Origin of the sequence: Burkholderia sp. Bp9143, assembly GCF_003853645.1 — a bacterium.
In the GTDB taxonomy this organism is placed as follows: Bacteria; Pseudomonadota; Gammaproteobacteria; order Burkholderiales; family Burkholderiaceae; genus Burkholderia.
This window is the reverse complement of the sequence record NZ_QTPO01000008.1, coordinates 116,565-134,154: the sequence shown is the minus strand read 5'-3', so window position 1 is coordinate 134,154 and position 17,590 is coordinate 116,565. Positions and strand designations below refer to the sequence as shown.

Sequence of the window (17,590 nt, the reverse complement as noted above, 5' to 3'; positions counted from 1 at the left end):
GCAAATGAATGAAATGAAATCGAATTCCATCGACGTCGCGATCATCGGCGCGGGGCCGTCCGGTGCGGTCGCGGCCGCACTGTTGCGCAAGGCGGGACGTTCCGTGCTGGTGCTCGAGCGCCAGCATTTTCCGCGCTTTTCGATCGGGGAAAGCCTGTTGCCGCAGAGCATGCAGTATCTCGAAGAGGCGGGCATGCTGCAGGCGGTTGTCGAAGCCGGATTCCAGTTCAAGAACGGCGCGTATTTCGTTTATCGCGACAGGATGTCGTCGTTCGATTTTCGCGAGAAGTTTTCCGAGGGCTGGGGGACGGCCTATCAGGTCGAGCGCGCTGCGTTCGACGATCTGCTGATCCGGTGTGCGGCCGGACAGGGCGCGGACGTGCGATTCGGCCATACCGTGCGTGCTTTCCAGCCCGGCGACAAGCCGCGACTCGACGTGGTCGACGAAGCCGGTCACGAATATTCGGTGCAGGCGTCGTTCGTGCTCGATGCGAGCGGTTTCGGCCGCGTGCTGCCGCGACTGCTGGATCTCGAGGCGCCGACCGGCCTGCCGACGCGTGCGGCCCTCTTTTCGCACGTCGAAGACAGCCTGCCGGCCGGATCGACCGATCGCGACAAGATCTGCATCGCCGTCCATCCGGAGCGACGCGACGTGTGGTTCTGGATGATCCCGCTGACGAACGGACGCTCGTCGGTCGGCTGCGTGGCCGACGCCGGGTTTCTTGATGTGCCGGAAGCGCGGCAGGCATCGCTGCTGCGTGAATTGCTGCAGAGCGAGCCGACCCTGTCGCGACTGGTCGGCAGCAAGCCGTTCGTGATGCCGGTGCGGCGCATCGCGGGCTATGCGGCAAATGTCGAGCGCCTGCACGGTCGCGGCTATGCGTTGCTCGGCAATGCGGGCGAATTCCTCGATCCGATCTTTTCGTCGGGCGTGACGATCGCGATGCGGTCGGCGCATCTGGCGGTTGCCGCACTCGAACGGCAGTTGCGCGGCGAGACGGTGGACTGGTCGCGCGACTACGACGTCGCGCTGCGCAAGGGCATCGACACCTTTCGCGCCTTCGTCGAGCGCTGGTATTCAGGCGCGTTGCAGGACATCGTGTTTCATGAAGACAAGGCGTCCGACGTGAAGCGCATGGTCTGCTCGATTCTGGCCGGCTATGCGTGGGACGAGTCGAATCCGTTCGTGCGGGAACCGGCGCGCGGCCTCGACGTGCTCGCCGAATTCTGCCGCTCCGGCGGCCTCGGATGATTCGCTGGATTCGCGTGCGTGACACGGGCAGGCGCGGACGTCGCGAGACGTCCGCGTTTCCCGACCTGTCGAGCGTATGTGTTTTTTCGGTCGTGCTTTTCCCTTGACGCGGCGGGCGGTAACCACGCCCGCCGGACGTCGAGCGATGTTTCGCCCGGCGCCCGGCATCGCGGCGTCAGTCGCTCAGCTACCCTGCAGCCGGATATCGCGCGACGATGCGCCGACAAACACGGTCCCGCCCGGCACGACCTTCCAGCCGTTGCTCGACGTATCCCACACGCTCTGCATCCGCGCCGACACGATCACGCGTACGTGCCGTGCCTCGCCCGGGTTCAGGCGGATCTTCTCCCAGCCGACCAGCCGCTTCGGCGGTTCGTCCTTGTACGGCACGCCGAGATAGACCTGCGGCGTTTCCGCGCCGGCGACGCGGCCGTCATTGCGCACGGTAAACGCGACGCTCAGCGAGCCGTCCCGTTGCCGCGACACCGACAGGCCCGAATACGCGAAGTGCGTGTACGACAGCCCGTAGCCGAATTCGAACATCGGCTTGATGTTGCGCGCGTCATACCAGCGATAGCCCATGTTCAGCTTCTCCGCGTAGACGGGATCGTTGTCGAACGCGCCGCCTTGCCCCCACGTCGGCGTGTCCTGGTCGCGCGCCGGGAACGTGACGGGCAGCTTGCCGGACGGATTGACCGCGCCGAACAGCACGTTCGCGATGGCCTTGCCACCGCCTTCGCCCGGATACCACGCCTCGACGATCGCCGACACGTTGTCCTTCCACGGCATCAGCACCGGATTGCCGCTCTGGACGACGACGATCGTATGCGGATTCGCACGCGCGACCGCTTCGACGAGCGCATCCTGGTTCGACGGATTCGCGAGGCTCAGGCTTTGCAGATCGCCGAAATCCTCGCCCGCCGGCTGCGCGACCACGACGATCGCGACGTCCGAGCGGCCCGCGAGCGCCGCGGCCTGGTCGATTTCCTGCTGCGTGTACGCGCGGAACGGCGACTGCTGGTCGCTGTTGCCCGCGAACGTGACCTGTGCCGCCGGTGCGAGCGCGCGGATCGCCGCGACGATCGGCACGTCGACCTTGAGCCACGGATTGCGCCACCAGCTGCAGCCGGTCGACGACCCGAACGTCAGGCCGCCGCAGCCCGCGAACGAACCGGTGACCGGATCGCGCGTGTTGCCCGAGCCGCCGCCCGACAGCACGGCCGCATCGGCGTGTCCGCCGATCACGGCGATGCGCGACAGCGCCGCCGCCGCCAGCGGCAACTGATTGCTGTCGTTCTTCAGCAATACGATCGACTGCTCGGCGACACCCTGCGCGAACCGGTTCGCGGCCGCGAAATCGATCGTGCCGCCGCCCTTGGCCGGGTCGTCCATCACGCCGACGCGGATCATCACGGCCAGCTTGCGACGCACCATGTCGTCGAGGCGCGCGGTCGACACCGAGCCGTTCGCGATGGCCTGCTTGACGGCGGCCGGCGTCAGGTAGACGGTCGGCCCGACGTCCTCTTCCTCGTCGAGCCCGGCGTTGATCGCGGCGGCGGTGCTGTGCGCCGCGCCCCAGTCGGATTGCACCTGGCCCTGGAAGCCCCATTCATTCTTCAGCACATCGTTCAGCAGATGATTGTTTTCGCACGCGTACGCGCCGTTCAGGCGGTTGTAGCTGCACATCACGCTGCCGGGTTGACCGCGTTTCGCGGCGATCTCGAACGGCAGCAGGTAGAGCTCGCGCAGCGTGCGTTCGTCGATCTGCGTGTTGCCGCCCATCCGGCCATGCTCCTGCTCGTTGCCGGCATAGTGCTTGATGGTCGCGATGACCTTCTGCCGCTGCGTGGCGAGCGTGCGCTCCGCGAGCAGGTCGCCGGCGAGCAGCGGATCCTCGCCGAGATATTCGAACAGCCGGCCGCCGCGCGGCTCGCGCGCGAGGTTGGTGCCGCCGCCGAGACCCATGCCGAACCCTTGCGCGCGCAACTGGATCGCGACCTGTTTGCCGTAGTCGTACGACAGTCGGCGGTCCCAGCTCGCGGCGACGGCGATCGTGGCGGGGAAGGTCGTGCTCTCGAGCGACGTGCTGCCGGAGCCGGTCGCGGAGTCGACCATGTTGAGATCGGGAATGCCGAGCCGCGGCACGCCCTGGATGTAGCCGGCACCACCAGCAGGTACCTTTGACATTTCGTATTGCGAATGAATGAACTGCAGTTTCTCGTCGAGCGTCATCTTGCGCACGAGGAGGTCGGCGCGCCGCTGCGCGGCGGACGACGCGAATGCGTCGGCGGCGTCGCCTGGTGAGTTGAAATCGGCGTTGCCCGCATGGGCGCCGGTGCAGAGGGCCGCTGCCAGCACGGCGGCAGGCCAGAGTGTGTCTCGCATGTTGTTCTCCATGATCGTATTGCCGGTCGTTCGGATGATGTCTGGAGCTGCGCGCGTCCGGTGGATTCGCACCGGACGCATTCGGCTGGCGATGCAGGGTGATTGCGCGTCGGCATGCCAGGCCAGGCGGGGAATCGTTACGGCCGGTTGGGCCCGATCGAGCAACGCGGACGGCGACGCGGACCGTCCGATACTGCCGAATCGGATGTAGCGATTCTCTGCAGCGACCAATCGTACGAATGTAGTTTGACTACAGCATCGGTGTTTCTACTGATACGTATGATCTTTTTTCGACGCGATTGCGTGGCGTGGGGAAAAGGCGGTCATCGTTCCCGATCGGGCGTATGCGGCGGAGTAAGAAGTACCTGCGTGCGAATGTCCAGAGGAGGCGGGAAGCCAGGAGGCGTGCGCCTGCGCGATACGGTTCGTTGCGTGCGCATCGAACGGAACGCCGTCGGATTCCGTTCGCCTCGGGGGAAACCGGGCAGCACGGGCGGTGCGCTAGCCGCGCCGCGCGACTTGACTGCCGGGCAGCGGAATCCCGGCGCGATAGACGACAGTCGCGAGCGCCGCGGCGACCGCGGCTTCGGCCGTCAGCACGGCGGCGGCGGCGCCCAGCTCGGCAAAGTACTTCGCGAGCACGGGCACCAGCACGATGTTGAGGATGCCGGACGACATGAGGACTCTCGTGAATGCCGACTTCATGCCGAGCGGCAGCATCGTTTGCACACCGAAAAGGTCGGTCATCCCGGCCATGAACGGAATGAATGCCATCCAGCGCAGGACGTGGACCGTCGGTTCGTACGACGGGCCGTACAGGATTCGCACGGCGAGCGGCGCGCCGAAGAAGATCGCGAGCGAGATGCCGAGCACCATCGCGACCTGCACGACGAACAGCTTGCGCAGGAACGAAAACGCGTCGTTGCGCGCGTGCCGCATCAGGTAGCTGATACGAGGATAGGTGGCCGCCTTCAGCGGCTGCAGCATGCTGAGCGCCGCGCGAATCAGCTTGTCGCCGGCGGCGAAGTAGCCGGCCGCGACATTGCCCGACACGAAGCCGAGCAGCACGGTGTTGGTCGACGCGTAGAACGCGATCGACGTGGACGCGAGAAACACCTGCCAGCCGCCTTTCAACGATTCCGCGATGTCGGAGAAACCCACGCGAACGAAGTCGATTTCGCGCTGGGCATAAAGGTAGACGGCCAGCACGATCGCGGAGAGCGTCGGGACGGCGGCATTGACGATCATCGCGCGGTCGATGTCCGCGGGGCGGTGCACGAGCGCGAACATCGCGGGCAGGCTCAGGATGCGGCCGATGAACAGGATCACGCTCAGCGCGCGCAGCTTCTCCATGCCCTGGAAATACCAGCCCGGCGTGAACGCCACGCCCGCCACCATGCCGAAACCGATCAGCAGGAGGTCGCGGTCCTCGCCGAAGCGCTTGAACAGGACGGTCAGCGCGACCAGCACGATGAAGCAGATCGCCGCGATGCCGATCTGCGCGTACAGCGTCGCCCAGAAGATGCGGGAGCGTTCGGCGCGGTCGTCGCGGGCGAGCGCGATGCGCGGCGTGGCGGTCAGGTCGAAGCTGTAGCTCGTGCAGTTGGTGAGATACGCGATGACCGCGAGCGAGAACGCGAGCTGTCCGTAGCCTTCCGGGCCCAGCGCGTGCGTGAGCAACGGTGCGATCAGCAACGGCACCGCGTACATCGAAATCTGCAGCGTCAGCAGCAGCAGGAAGTTCTTCTTGAGGTTTGACATTCGCTCGGTCGGCGCCGTGGGTATCGCAGGGGGGCGGAGTGCGGGCCGCCGTGCGCTCGCGCCGCCGGTCGGCGTTGGCCCGGCGGCGTGGATTCGCGGCCCGTTCCGGCGGGCGCCGGTTCCGTCCGGCGATGCCGGGCACGGCCACATCGTATGGTGGCCATGATACGGGGCGCGAGAGGGGCCTGTGTTCGCAAGCCTACCGTTCGCGGATTCCGTGCGTCCGCGCGGCGCGAATCGCGACGCCGAACGCGTCGTTGTATCGCGGCAGTGAACAATGCATTTGTAAGCTGGCGCACCGAAGGCGGATCAGACCGGATGATCTAATCGGATGCACTGTATTCGTCCGCGATGAACGAAGACACCGTCCCGGCAAAGCGGCGGATTCCGCACAAGCGGGCCGGCACGTGTGATCGCACGAGACCACGCCGGGAGCAGGAGCGGGGCAACGTACCGAGCACGATGAGCGGGCCGCGCAGGGGCGCGGTGGTCGTCCGCTGCCGGTCGGCCGTGCGTTCGTCGAGCAGTTGCACCATCGTCGAGTCGCCCATGCCGGTGGAGCCGCCGGAACGGGTGTCCGCGTCCGATAAAAACACCGATCCGAGGAGTACCGATTGAAGCCGATAACGTTCGGCGGCTGCGTGGGGTGGCTGCACGAAGGACAGACGACACAGGGCGTGATCCTGTGCGAATCGCTGGGTCACGAGGCGTCGTGGACGCACAAGCTCATGCGGGCGATCGCGGAGCGGCTGGCCCGCGAGGGTGTCACGGTATTGCGATTCAGCTATCCGTGCACCGGCGACTCGGCGGGCGACGATCGCGACGCCGGTCGGCATGCCGCGAGCATCGCCGGCATTCACGACGCGATCGACCTGCTGCGCGATCAGGCCGGCGTGATCGCGCTGACGCTCGTCGGGATCCGCGCGGGCGCGCTGTTCGCGATGCTGGCCGCCGCCGGCATGGGCCCGCGCCCGGCGCCGCGCGTCGACGCACTGGTGGCGCTGGCACCGGTCGTGCGCGGTCGCGCCTACCTGCGCGAGCTGTCGTTCGTGCATCGCCAGTGGCTCGATACCACGTCGCCCGCAATCCGCGCCGCGCATCGCGACGAACCGTGCATGAACGTGCTAGGGCACCGCTTTCCCGCCGATTTTGTCGATGCGCTGAAGGCGGTCGATCTGTGCGACGTCGTGCGCGATGCGCCGACGTTGCCGGGCGCGATGCTGCTGATCCAGCCCGATCAGGGCGACGGGACGGCATTGCGCGACGCGTTGCTCGAGCGCGGCGTGGACGTGGCGAGCGATCCGTTCCGCGAATGGCCGACGACGATGCTGGACGGCACGCGCTCGCGCTTGCCGCTCGCGGCGATCGACACGCTCGCGAACTGGATCGCCGAACGCGCGCCGCGTATGCCGGCGGGTGCCGGAAGCCCGTCGCGAGCGGACCCGGCGTGGAATGGCGAGTCGGCAGTCGCGCTCGACATGCACGACATGACCGAGCAGGTCGTCGCGGTCGGTCCGGACCGGCTGGTCGGCGTGCTGTGCCGTCCCGCCGAGGCGCGACCGGCGAATCCGGTCGGTCCGGCGGTCGTGATCGCCAATACGTCGACGAATCCGCGCAGCGGCGAAGGGCGCTTCAGCGTGCGGCTCGCTCGCACGCTGGCACGTGCCGGCGTGACGACGCTGCGAATCGACGTGCATGGCGTCGGCGATAGCGGGCCTGCCGCGCTCGACGACCAGTCGGGCGTCGTGTATTCGACGCAGTCGAGCGACGACGTGGCCGCCGCCGCGGACTGGCTGCGCACGCTCGGTCACCCGGAGGTGGTCGCGGCCGGCATTTGTTCCGGCGCCTATGCGGCGTTGCATGCGGCTGTGAAGACACCGTCGCTCGGCGGCGTGATCGCGATCAATCTCGCCCGCTTCGTGTGGCCGGCCGGGCTTTCGCTCGAGGCCGTGCAGAAGCAGCGCAACAACTCGGTGCGCGGCTACTGGCTGTCGGTGCGCAATCCGGCGAAGTGGAAGCGTCTCGTGCAGGAGCGGCGCGACCTGCGGCCGATCGTGCGGGCGGTGGCCGCGAATGCGATCGCGCGGGTCAGCGTGCCGGCGAAGGAACTTGCCGCGTGCGTCGGCTGGAAGCCGCGCATCGACACGCCGCGCGGCGTGATGCGCGAACTTGCGCAGCGCAACGTGCGGACGACGCTGGTGTACGGCGCACTCGACCCCGGCATCGACGATGTCCGGCGCCACTTCGGCGCGATCGAGCGTGCGTTCCGGTGCTCACGTCACGTGCGCCTGCACCTCGAGCCGCAGGTTGACCATGCGGTGTACGGCGCGGTGGGCACGGACATCGTGATCGACCTGTGCATGCAGGCGCTGGGCCGCGACTCGGCCCGGCCGGTCGCGTGGGTCACCGATCCGGCCGCGCCGGAAGCAGCCGCGCGATCGTACGCGAGCGTGTCGGTCGGCCGGTCGTGATGCGTGCCGCGTCGCACGCGTCCGCGCTTCGGGGCGCGATCCCGGTCGGGTATGAAGATCGGCGTTCGGTGAGGTCCCTCACAGACGCGCCGTTCGCAGTGGTGTCCAATCCCGTATCGACGCATGGCCGGTCATGTCGCGGCATGACCGGCCGGGATGCGTCAGTCCGAATTGCCCGGTTGCTCATAGGGCGACTTCGCGTAGGGCGACTCGTACAACCTGTCGTCGCGCCATACGTCGTCGGCGGGCGTACCGGCCACTTGCGGGCGATGCGGGCGCACCGGCACGAGCGGCCGGCGCAACGTGCCGCGGGCGCGCGTTTCCGGTTGGACGGCGGCGGGAAGCGCGAACGCGGGCGCCGCGGCCCCTGAGGCGGCTGCCGAGGGTTCGGCGGTGTCGCTTGTCGCGGTGGCTTGCGCCGGACGTTGCAGCGGTACCGGCGGGCGCATCACCGACGATGCGAACACCGGCGCGTCGGCAGGGACGGCGGGCAACGTCTGCGCATTGACGGCGCAGGCAGCGCCGACCGAGACGATGCAGACGAGTGACGAAAGCGACGAAGAGCAGTTCATGACGAATCGTACGGAGTGACGTGCGGTGAAGAGGGAGGCGCGGCACCGCAATGCGAGCCGCGCCGGCAAGCGTAATGCCGGAATTCGCCGCGTTCGGCGGGTTACCACACAGTTTTGGAAGGGCACGATGTCAATCACCACGCAACCGGAATCGACGCTCGGGACGCCACGGCCACGCACGGTCGGCACCCGTCGCGGACCGTGGCTGTCGCGCATGGCGATCGTGGCGACCGCGTGCGCACTGAGCGCATGTGCGCTGTCGCCTGGCATGACTTACCGGGCGCCTGCCGACCGCGACGCGAATGCACGCGTGAGCGCCGACGCATCGGGCTCGGGCGGCCTCGACGGCGTGCAGGACGTGTCGAGCGAGGACCTGATCGAAATCACACCGACGTTCGTCGCGCAGCGGCATGCGGCGCGACCGACCGATGTCGATGCCGAGATCCGGCAATTGTTCGGCAAGCCGAAACCCTATGCGATCGGTCCGGGCGATGTGCTCGGCATCGTCGTATGGGATCACCCCGAATTGAACCTGCCCACGACGCAGACCACGGGCGGCGGCGACGGCGTCGGCGCGAGCTCGGTCGCGACCGGCTACACGGTGGATGCCGGCGGCAACGTGCAGTTCGCGTATGCGGGCCTCGTGCATGTGGCGGGGCTGACCGAGGCGCAGGCGCGCGCGCTGCTGACGAAGCGGCTCGGAGAGTATGTGCGCAAGCCGCAGATCGCGCTGCGCGTGCAGAGCTACCGCAGCAAGCGCGTCTATCTCGATGGCGAAGTGCGCACGCCGGGCCTGCAGATCGTCAACGACATGCCGATGACGCTGCCCGAGGCGATCGACCGGGCGGGCGGCTTTACCCCGACGGCCGACCGCTCGCAGGTGTCGGTGACGCGCGGCAACAAGACCGTGAACGTGAGCCTGCCGGCGATGATCGCCGCGGGCGTGAATCCGTCGAACATTCTGCTGCGCGACGGCGATCTCGTGCGCGTGCGCGCGGCGAGCGACGCGAAGGTGTTCGTGCTCGGCGAGGTGTCGCGGCCCGCGACGCTGACGCTGACAGATGGCTGGATGAGTCTCGGCGAAGCACTCGGCGACACGGGCGGCGCGAGTCAGTACACGTCGGACGCGCGCCAGGTGTTCGTCGTGCGCCGCGGCCCGGACAACCGCCCGCGGGTGTACCACCTCGACGGCAGCTCGCCCGCGTCGTTCGCGCTGGCCGACCAGTTCCCGCTCGAGCGTCGCGACGTCGTGTTCGTCGATGCGTCGCCGCTGGTGCGCTGGAGTCGTGTCGTCAACCTGCTGATTCCGTCGTCCGCGCAGGGTGCGCTGACGGCCAAGGCGATTTCGCCGTGACCCTCGTGACCCATTTCGTCATCGCGACGGTGTGTCGTGCCTACGGGACTGATGCCGTATGACTTCTTCGAACCTGCCAGACCCGCACGGCGGGCCCGCCCTGCGGCCCTCCTATCCGGTGCGCCGCTACTGGGGCATGCTGTACGGCGGCCGGCGCCTGATCCTTTGCACGGCGCTCGCGGGCGCACTCATTGGCGCCGTGTATGCGCTGTGCGCGGCCCCCGTCTACCGGACCGACATCCTGTTCCAGGTCGAGCAAAGCCCGACCGACACGAAATCGACGTCGCCGCCCGGCGATCCGTCGTCGGTGTTCGACCTGAAGACCGACGCGTCGACCGAGATTGAAGTGCTGAAATCCCGAGCGGTGCTCGACCGCGCGATCGACAGCACCAATCTGGCCGTCGACGCGCGGCCACATTACCTGCCGTTGATCGGCTGGCGGTTCGTGAACGCGGCCGACGAGTTGTCGTCGCCGTTGCCGGGCGGCTATGTGTACGGCACCGAGCGCATCGACGTGCCGACCTTCGACGTACCGAAGCGCCTGCTCGGCAAGCGGTTCGCACTGACCGTTGGCGACGACGGCGCCTACACGCTGCAACGTACGGGCTGGTTCGGCCGGAAGGGACCGGCATGGCAGGGCCGCATCGGGCAGCCGCTGCACGTCGAGACGTCGCAGGGGCCGCTCGACATATTCGTGCGGGGCGTGGCCGGCAAGCCCGGCGCCCGCTTCGACCTGACGCGCTACAGCGACGAGGAAGCGACGGCCTGGCTGCAGAAGAACGCGCTGATCTCCGAGCGCGGCAAGCAGTCGAACTTGGTCGGCGCGACGCTCGACGGCACCGATCCCGTGCACGACAGCCGCGTGCTGAACGCGATCGGCGACGCGTACCTGGCGCAGAACACACAGCGCAAGTCCGAGGCGGCCGACAAGCTGATCCGCTTCATGGATGCGCAGTTGCCGCAGCTCAAGGCGCAGCTCGAGAAAGCGGAAAGCCGCTTCAATGCGTTCCGGGCCTCGCACGGGACGGTCAATACGAGCGACGAGGCGCTGGCGTTGCGCCAGCAGTCGGTCGACATCGAGACGCGCGTGCAGACGCTGCAGCAGCGGCGCGAGGAATTGCTGACGCGCTTCATGCCGAAGCATCCGGCCGTGGTCGCCGTCGATGCGCAGCTCTCCGACGCGCAGCGTTCGCTCGACACGACACGCAAGCAGATCCAGCGGTTGCCGACCGTCGAACAGGGCGTGCTGCAGCTGCAGCGCGACGTGGCCGTCGATACCGCGCTATACACGAACCTGCTCAACACGCGCCAGCAGATGATCCTCGCGCGGGCCAGCAAGACCGGCACCGTGCGCATCGTCGATACGGCGAAGGTCGCAGAGCAGCCTATCGGCCCGCATCGCGGTGTCGCGGTGATCGCCCTGCTGATGGTGGGCCTGCTGGCAGGCGCGGCGATCGTGATCGTCCGGCAGCGCGTCGTCGGTACGATCGGCGACGCCGAGGAAATCGAATGGACGACGGGGCTGCCCGTGTTCGCGACGGTGCCGCACAGCCCGGTCGCGGCGCAAGCGGAATTGCGCCCGAAGGCCGGAAGGCGCGTCACACGCACGGCGATGCCGCCGGTCGCCGCGCAGGACGCGGCGCTCGAAAGCCTGCGCAATTTCCGCGCGTCGCTGCAACTGTCGATGCCGGCCGCGTCGAATCCCGTCGTGCTGATTTCCGGGCCGACGACGGGCGTCGGCAAGTCGTTCGTCGCCGCGAATATCGCGTCGCTCGTCGGTGCGGCGAAACGGCGGGTCCTGCTGATTGATGCCGACCTGCGCAAGGGGTCGCTGCACGAACGATTCCGCTACAGCCGCGCACCGGGCCTGTCGGACGTGGTGGCTGGCACCCACAGGCTCGACGAGGCGATCAAGCGCGGCGTCGTGCCGGGTCTGGATTTCATCGCGATGGGCAGCGTCGTGCCCGATCCGGGTGAACTGCTGCTGCAGCCCGCGCTCGCCGAGCTGATCGAGCAGGTCGCATCGCGCTACGACATGATCGTGATCGACGGCCCGCCGTTGCTGCCGGTGGCCGACGCGCTGGTGCTCGGGCGCCTCGCGGGAACCGTGTTCCTCGTCGCGCGCAGCGGCGTGACGACGCTGACGGAACTCGATGAGAGCGCGCGACGGCTCGAACACGCGCAGATCGACGTGCGTGGCGTGGTCCTGAACGATTACAAGGGCGCGCCGGGACGGTACGACTACGGCTACACGGATACGAACACACATCAGGCCGGGTCCGGATATCCAGGGGTGATGGCGCCGCGGCAACGGGCGGAACGCGCGTCATGAGCGGCCGAGCGGGCAGGGCGGGGTCCGGGCCGCGGCAGGCCCCCGCGACGCTGCGCAGGATGGCGCGCGTGCACGGGGCCGCGGGTGGTTATGCGGGTTACTGGTGGGAGGACCCCGCACGTCTCGTGCTGATGTTCATCCTGCCGTTGTATGGCTTGCTGTCGCTCAGCCTGCTGGGCGACCAGAAGTCGATTGCCCGGATCTACTTCGACAGCTACTACGCGTTCGTCGGCGCGTTGTTCCTGATGGTGGTGATGGTGGCGGCATGGCTCGCGACGACCGAAGCGCAGACGCGGCGGGGGCCGCCGCCCGCCGCGGTCGAGCTGTCGCCTCGCGTGCTCGATTTCGTGTTCGCGCTTGCGCTGTTCGGCTATGCGCTGTTGCTGAGCGGCATCGTCACGCATCCTGCACTGCTGGTCGCGTTCGTCCGAGGTGAAGCGAATGCATACGACATGCTTGATCTGAAAGGGCGCATCACGGGCCTCAGCACGTTCACGCAGGCGACCGCACCGTACGTTGTGCTGTATTTCTATGTGTTCAGGACACCCGTAAAGGGGCTGAATCGCTACAAGATCTACTTCGCCGTGCTCGCGCTGCTGACACTGCTGCGCAGCTTCATCTTCGCCGAGCGGCTTGCGCTGATCGAAATGGTGATGCCGCTTGCGCTCATGGTCGTGCGGTTCCGGCTCGGTTGTCGGTATTCACGGCTGTTGACGTTCGGTCCGTATGCGGCGATTCCGTTGCTGTTCGGTCTGTTCATCGCGAACGAGTACAACCGGTCGTGGGAAGCCTATTACGTCAACATCTACGACAACCTGTTCGATTTCGCGCTCGAGCGTCTCGGCCTGTATTACTCGACGTCGTTGAACAACGGCGCGGGAATCCTGAGTGTGCTGGGCTGGGACCAAGGCCACCCGATGTTCACGTTCGACTGGCTGCTGCGCTTCCCGATCATCGGTGCGACGTTGCAGCCGTGGCTGGACTCGAGCGACAGCATCAACCTGTTCCTGAACAGCTACGCCGATCCGGAGTTCAACAATCCGTCTGGAATCTTCGTCCACTTCTACGAGTGGGGGTGGTTCGGCCTGTTCGATGCACTCGTGCTCGGCTGGACGGTCGGTCGCAGCTATGCGGGCTGGCGGAGCGGGAACGGGTTCTGGTGCTGCGTATATGCGGTGCTGTTCGTGTCGGTCATGGAAATCATGCGAACCCCGAACCTGTTCAGCGGACGGAACTTCGTGCCGATCGTACTGCTGGTCGGCGTATTCCACTGGTTTGCGAAGGCGCGGGCACGCGCTGCGTCCGATGCCGCCGGCGCCGGATCCGATGGAGAGGGAAGCGGACGCGCCATCGCGCGTGAGAACCGGGCCACGGACATTGATCCAGTGTTGTCGCGATAGCAGCGAGGGTCGAGCAGTACGGGGCATGCGACCACTTTGTAGATTGCCGGGTCCCAAAACCAATATTTCCCGGAGCCACTACCTTTCATGGCCAGTCACAAGCAGAAGTTTGAAATTCTGGACGGATTGCGCGGTATTGCGGCAATCAGCGTGATGTTCATGCATTTTCTTCAGGATCTGCCGATTCCGATACTGCAGAGCGCGTATCTTTCCGTCGACGTCTTTTTCATGCTGAGTGGATTCATCCTGACCTACTCTTACGGCGAAAGACTGCATCAGGAGTCCTGGCGGGGCGAGTATTTGAAGCGACGCGTGATACGCCTGTATCCGATGATATGCATCGGGCTCACGATCGGGTTCGTGAGCCTCGTCGTCATGCGCATGCATTCGTCAGCGGCATTTTCGTTGGGTAACCTGGCGGCGGCCACCGGCCAGAACTATTTTCTCGTTCCGTATCTCGGTCGCTTTTCGGTGTCGGGCTTTGTCGGCGCGGCGAATCACGGCTTGCCGGCGGTCAACGACCCGGGGGTGTTTCCTCTGAATCCGCCCGCATGGTCGCTGTTCTTCGAATTGTTCGCGAGTGTTGTCCTGATCGCGGCAATCAGGATGACAGCGCAGAATCTGCTGCGGCTGGCGTACGCATGCCTCGGTGCGTTCGTCGTGTATGGATGGCTCGTGGGGCTCGACAACGACAAGTTGACCGTCATCCTGAATCAGGGCTGGTCGGCCGACAATTTCATCGGCGGATTCTTCAGGGTCGGCTACGGGTTCTTGCTGGGGGTTGCGATCGGGAAGATGCATGACGCCAATCTGTCGGCGAGGCCGCACTGGTTTGTCGCCGGACTCGTGAGGAACGACTACACGCTGTTTGCCGCTTTCCTGCTGGTCGTCCTGTTTCCGACGTCGATCAGGGGAATTTACGCGCTGGCAGTGTTGTTGTTCGTCGCACCTGCGCTGGTCTATCGGGGCGCCATGCTGGCTCCGAGCGGCAAGTTGATTGCACGGATCAGTTCGTTTCTCGGCTGGATCTCGTACCCGCTCTATTGCGTGCATTACCCGATCGGAAGGCTGGTGTTCGCGTATGCACCGCATGGCGACATTGACGTCGTCAGAACGGCGGTGCTTGCCGCGTGCCTTTCGATCATGTCCGCTGCCGTCCTCGCGAAATTCGTCGAGGAGCCGATCAGGTCGTATCTCGGCAAACGCCTGTTCGGAACTCGACGGGCATCGACCGGCAGCCCGGTCAACGTCGCGTAATCGCGCCGATTTGCCGAGCATGCCGGCCAGCGGTGGCGAGCATGCGGGCGACTGAGCGAGTCTCGATCCGGACGCCGGGCAACGCATGAGGGCGGGCGTGTCGGTCCGCTCGTCTCCCGGTGACGACACGCAGCGATTGCGCTACAGCGTCTCGAAGATCGCCTTCAGCATCTCGGCACTTCGGCTCCAGCGATATTTCTCCGCGTGCAGGCTTCCCTTGCGTTTGAGCTCGACCCTGAGGTCCGCGGAATCGAGCAGGCTCCGCAATTTCCGCGCGATGTCGTCCTGCGAATACGGATCGCAGTACAGCGCCGCATCGGCACAGACTTCCGGCAGTGCGGCCGATTTGCCGACAACCGTCGGACAGCCGTAGCGCATCGCCTCGAGAGGCGGGATGCCGAAGCCCTCGTAGATCGATGGGTAAAGGAAGCACGCGGCGTTTTGATACAGCGCCTTCAATTGCTCGTCGCTGATATAGCCGACGTACTTGATGTTCGGTTCCGCCGCCGACATGGGGTCCTGCTTGCCGAACACGGTGGTGTTCTGCATTCCGACGATGACGAGATCGACCGACGGATCGTTGATCTGCCGGAACGCTGCGATCAGCCGGCCGAAGTTCTTGGTGGGGTTCATGCTGCTGACCGCGAGCACGAACCGGTCCGGCGTCAGCGCATGCTTGTCGAGCACGCTCGCGTCCGGTTCCAGGACGTCGAGATGATCCGCACCAAGCGGCACGACGCTGATCTTCTCCGCCGAAACGCCGCAGTGATGCGCGAGGCGATCCCGCGAGAAATAGGAGTTGGTCAGCACGCAAACGGAGGTTCGCGCCAGGATCCAGAACATGATCCGGTACCACATCCGAAAAGGGCGAGAGAAATGTGCGGGCGTGTCGAATACCGCCGCGTCGTGCATGTAGATGATCTGGTTGCCGATGAAAATGGATGCCGAATTGCTGAGATTGACGATGCGGCCGCGGCGCGCGAATAGCGGGAGGACCAGTTGCTCCCAGACCACGCCCTTGTAAAAGCCGACCTTGACCGTCGTCGCACCGCGTACCTCGACGCCGGGCTGCGGAGGCACCAGCACGGTCACCGGATCCTGCGGCTGAAACTTGATCAGTGCGGCGATCAGCTCGCGTGCGACGCGTTGCACGCCGGTCGTCTTCTGCGTGGTGAATCGGCCGTTGTAGACGAGTTGCTTCGGTTTCTTGAAATCGATCATGTCAATAGGGGGAGGTCGAAATCGAGGTCAGGCTTTGACGTGATCCGGGGCAACCGGCTTGAAGTCGCGCGTGTCGACACGCGGCTCGCCGGTGTCGAGTCCGTAAAGGGCGTTCCACTGCCGGAAGATCGCGCTCATCGAAAACCGCTGAATCGCCCGTTGCCGGGCAGCCGCGCCCATTTGCTCGCGAAGCTGCCGGTCGTGGCGGAGCATGGTCAGATACGTGGCCATCTCGTCGGCATTCGACGCGACGTAGCCGGTCACGCCGTGAATCACCACGTCGCGATTGCCGACGACATTCGTGACCACGGCAGGGATGCCGGCAACCTGTGCTTCGATCAGTGCGACCGGCATGCCTTCCCAGCGGGAGGTCTGGACGTAGATGTCCAGTTCCGACGTAAGATCGAGCGCACGTGCGCGGGTTACCCAGCCGCTGCAGACGACGGCCCGGCGCTGGTCGGGGTCCGGAATCTCGGCGGCGTTGCCGCCGATCCAGAGAAACTCGACGTCCGCGCCGTGCAGTTTGTCGGCGAGGCGCACGAATGCCTCGTGATGCTTCTGGAACGACGCACGACCGCTCATTCCGATGACGACTTTGCGATCGTCGCGTGTTTGGCGCGGGGGGATCTCCGCCACATTGACGCCGTTTTCCACCAGTACCGCCGATGTCGCCCCGATCTTTTTCCGGATCTCGGCGAGTTCGCTGCCCGAGCACGCGACGATGGTTCCGCCGATGCGCGCCGCAATGCGTTCGAAGCTCAGGTACGCGTATTGCTTCGTGCGCGACACGTCGCAGCGCAGGAACGATAGTCCGTGCGGTGAGTAGAGGACCGTCGCATTCGGGGCGGCGATCCGGGCGGCGACCCGCCCCAGCACGCCGGCCTTCGACGAGTGCAGATGAATCGCGGTCGGCTTGCAGGCGCGCAGGTTCCGCACCAGCGCACGCAAGCTCCGCAGATCCTGTTTGACGCTCACCTCGCGCGCCATGTCGACGCACACGAGTTTCACATCGGGCCGGAACAGCGTTGAAAAATCGGTCGGCGTTTCCGGTCGGATCGAGTGCAGCACCGTCACGTCGACGCCGGCTGCCGCAGCATGGTTGGCGAGATGGGTCAGCATCGAAAGTACGCCGCCACCAAACGCTTCGGCAATATGAACGATCTTCTCTTTGGTCATCTTTGGGTCTAGCGATCCGATCGCACATTCATCTCTCACCATGACGCTGGGTCGACTGAGAGTCGTGCAGATTCGGCATCCGGTTCATTGAACTATGCATTCCTAATTGATAAATGCATGCCAGTCGTTGCCATTGGATCCCGCTGTCTTGACCGCTTGCTCGACCTGGCGAGGCGGTTGATTGATTCCTGTCGGTGCGATATCGGTTCGACGTTGTCGAAGGGCGGCGAGCACGATGCGGCGTGAGAAATCAATGCCGCGTTCTACGTACCGGTTCGACTCCTCTTAACATCCGATGCCGGGTTCGACTTGGGCGACTGCAGGCGAGAAAACGGGGAAATCCGGTCAGTGCGCGTGAATCCACTGGTCGGGATCATTGTGCAGCGCATGCACGAACGACTGGGTGCGA

12 protein-coding genes are annotated in these 17,590 nt (G+C 65.8%); 6 read left to right on the top strand and 6 right to left on the bottom strand.

From position 1 onward, the window contains the following. Positions 1 to 4 precede the first annotated feature (4 nt). Positions 5 to 1,252 (top strand): NAD(P)/FAD-dependent oxidoreductase, encoded by a 1,248-nt coding sequence (locus DIE23_RS08200; RefSeq protein ID WP_124611657.1) that lies wholly within the window; start codon positions 5 to 7, stop codon positions 1,250 to 1,252. 183 nt (positions 1,253 to 1,435) lie between these two features. On the opposite strand, the gene DIE23_RS08195 is transcribed toward DIE23_RS08200, so the two are convergent. The 3 genes from DIE23_RS08195 to DIE23_RS08185 all read right to left on the bottom strand — a co-directional run bounded on the left by DIE23_RS08195 (position 1,436) and on the right by DIE23_RS08185 (position 5,934). Further along, positions 1,436 to 3,637: a glycoside hydrolase family 3 C-terminal domain-containing protein gene (locus DIE23_RS08195; protein WP_124611656.1), complete on the bottom strand. Its 2,202-nt coding sequence runs from the start codon at positions 3,635 to 3,637 to the stop codon at positions 1,436 to 1,438. A gap of 501 nt (positions 3,638 to 4,138) precedes the next feature. Then, positions 4,139 to 5,398 (bottom strand): oligosaccharide flippase family protein, encoded by a 1,260-nt coding sequence (locus tag DIE23_RS08190; RefSeq protein ID WP_124611655.1) that lies wholly within the window; start codon positions 5,396 to 5,398, stop codon positions 4,139 to 4,141. 323 nt (positions 5,399 to 5,721) lie between these two features. Next, positions 5,722 to 5,934, bottom strand: a complete 213-nt coding sequence (locus tag DIE23_RS08185; protein WP_124611654.1) for a hypothetical protein — start codon at positions 5,932 to 5,934, stop codon at positions 5,722 to 5,724. A gap of 78 nt (positions 5,935 to 6,012) precedes the next feature. On the opposite strand from DIE23_RS08185, the gene DIE23_RS08180 reads away from it, so the two are divergent. Continuing rightward, positions 6,013 to 7,869 carry a serine aminopeptidase domain-containing protein gene (locus DIE23_RS08180; RefSeq protein ID WP_124611653.1) on the top strand — a complete coding sequence of 619 codons (1,857 nt, stop codon included), beginning with the start codon at positions 6,013 to 6,015 and terminating at the stop codon, positions 7,867 to 7,869. Between the two features lie 161 nt (positions 7,870 to 8,030). Here the strand turns inward: DIE23_RS08180 and DIE23_RS08175 are convergent, their stop codons facing one another. Further along, positions 8,031 to 8,582, bottom strand: coding sequence for a hypothetical protein (locus tag DIE23_RS08175; RefSeq protein ID WP_260435996.1), 552 nt, complete (start codon positions 8,580 to 8,582; stop codon positions 8,031 to 8,033). On the opposite strand from DIE23_RS08175, the gene DIE23_RS08170 reads away from it, so the two are divergent. The 4 genes from DIE23_RS08170 to DIE23_RS08155 all read left to right on the top strand — a co-directional run bounded on the left by DIE23_RS08170 (position 8,569) and on the right by DIE23_RS08155 (position 14,784). Beyond that, complete coding sequence (locus tag DIE23_RS08170) at positions 8,569 to 9,795, top strand: polysaccharide biosynthesis/export family protein (RefSeq protein ID WP_124611652.1); 1,227 nt, start codon at positions 8,569 to 8,571, stop codon at positions 9,793 to 9,795. The genes DIE23_RS08175 and DIE23_RS08170 overlap by 14 nt on opposite strands. A 58-nt stretch (positions 9,796 to 9,853) precedes the next feature. Beyond that, positions 9,854 to 12,127 carry a polysaccharide biosynthesis tyrosine autokinase gene (locus DIE23_RS08165; protein WP_124611651.1) on the top strand — a complete coding sequence of 758 codons (2,274 nt, stop codon included), beginning with the start codon at positions 9,854 to 9,856 and terminating at the stop codon, positions 12,125 to 12,127. Continuing rightward, complete coding sequence (locus DIE23_RS08160) at positions 12,124 to 13,527, top strand: oligosaccharide repeat unit polymerase (RefSeq protein WP_124611650.1); 1,404 nt, start codon at positions 12,124 to 12,126, stop codon at positions 13,525 to 13,527. Before DIE23_RS08165 ends, DIE23_RS08160 begins: the two co-directional genes overlap by 4 nt. An 87-nt stretch (positions 13,528 to 13,614) precedes the next feature. Continuing rightward, positions 13,615 to 14,784 carry an acyltransferase gene (locus DIE23_RS08155; RefSeq protein ID WP_124611649.1) on the top strand — a complete coding sequence of 390 codons (1,170 nt, stop codon included), beginning with the start codon at positions 13,615 to 13,617 and terminating at the stop codon, positions 14,782 to 14,784. A 141-nt stretch (positions 14,785 to 14,925) separates the two neighbouring features. Here DIE23_RS08155 and DIE23_RS08150 read toward each other — a convergent pair whose 3' ends face one another. Together DIE23_RS08150 and DIE23_RS08145 are read right to left on the bottom strand one after the other, a co-directional pair. Next, positions 14,926 to 16,005 (bottom strand): glycosyltransferase family 1 protein, encoded by a 1,080-nt coding sequence (locus DIE23_RS08150; protein WP_124611648.1) that lies wholly within the window; start codon positions 16,003 to 16,005, stop codon positions 14,926 to 14,928. Positions 16,006 to 16,032: 27 nt separating this feature from the next. Continuing rightward, complete coding sequence (locus DIE23_RS08145; protein WP_124611647.1) at positions 16,033 to 17,181, bottom strand: glycosyltransferase; 1,149 nt, start codon at positions 17,179 to 17,181, stop codon at positions 16,033 to 16,035. Positions 17,182 to 17,590 lie beyond the last annotated feature (409 nt).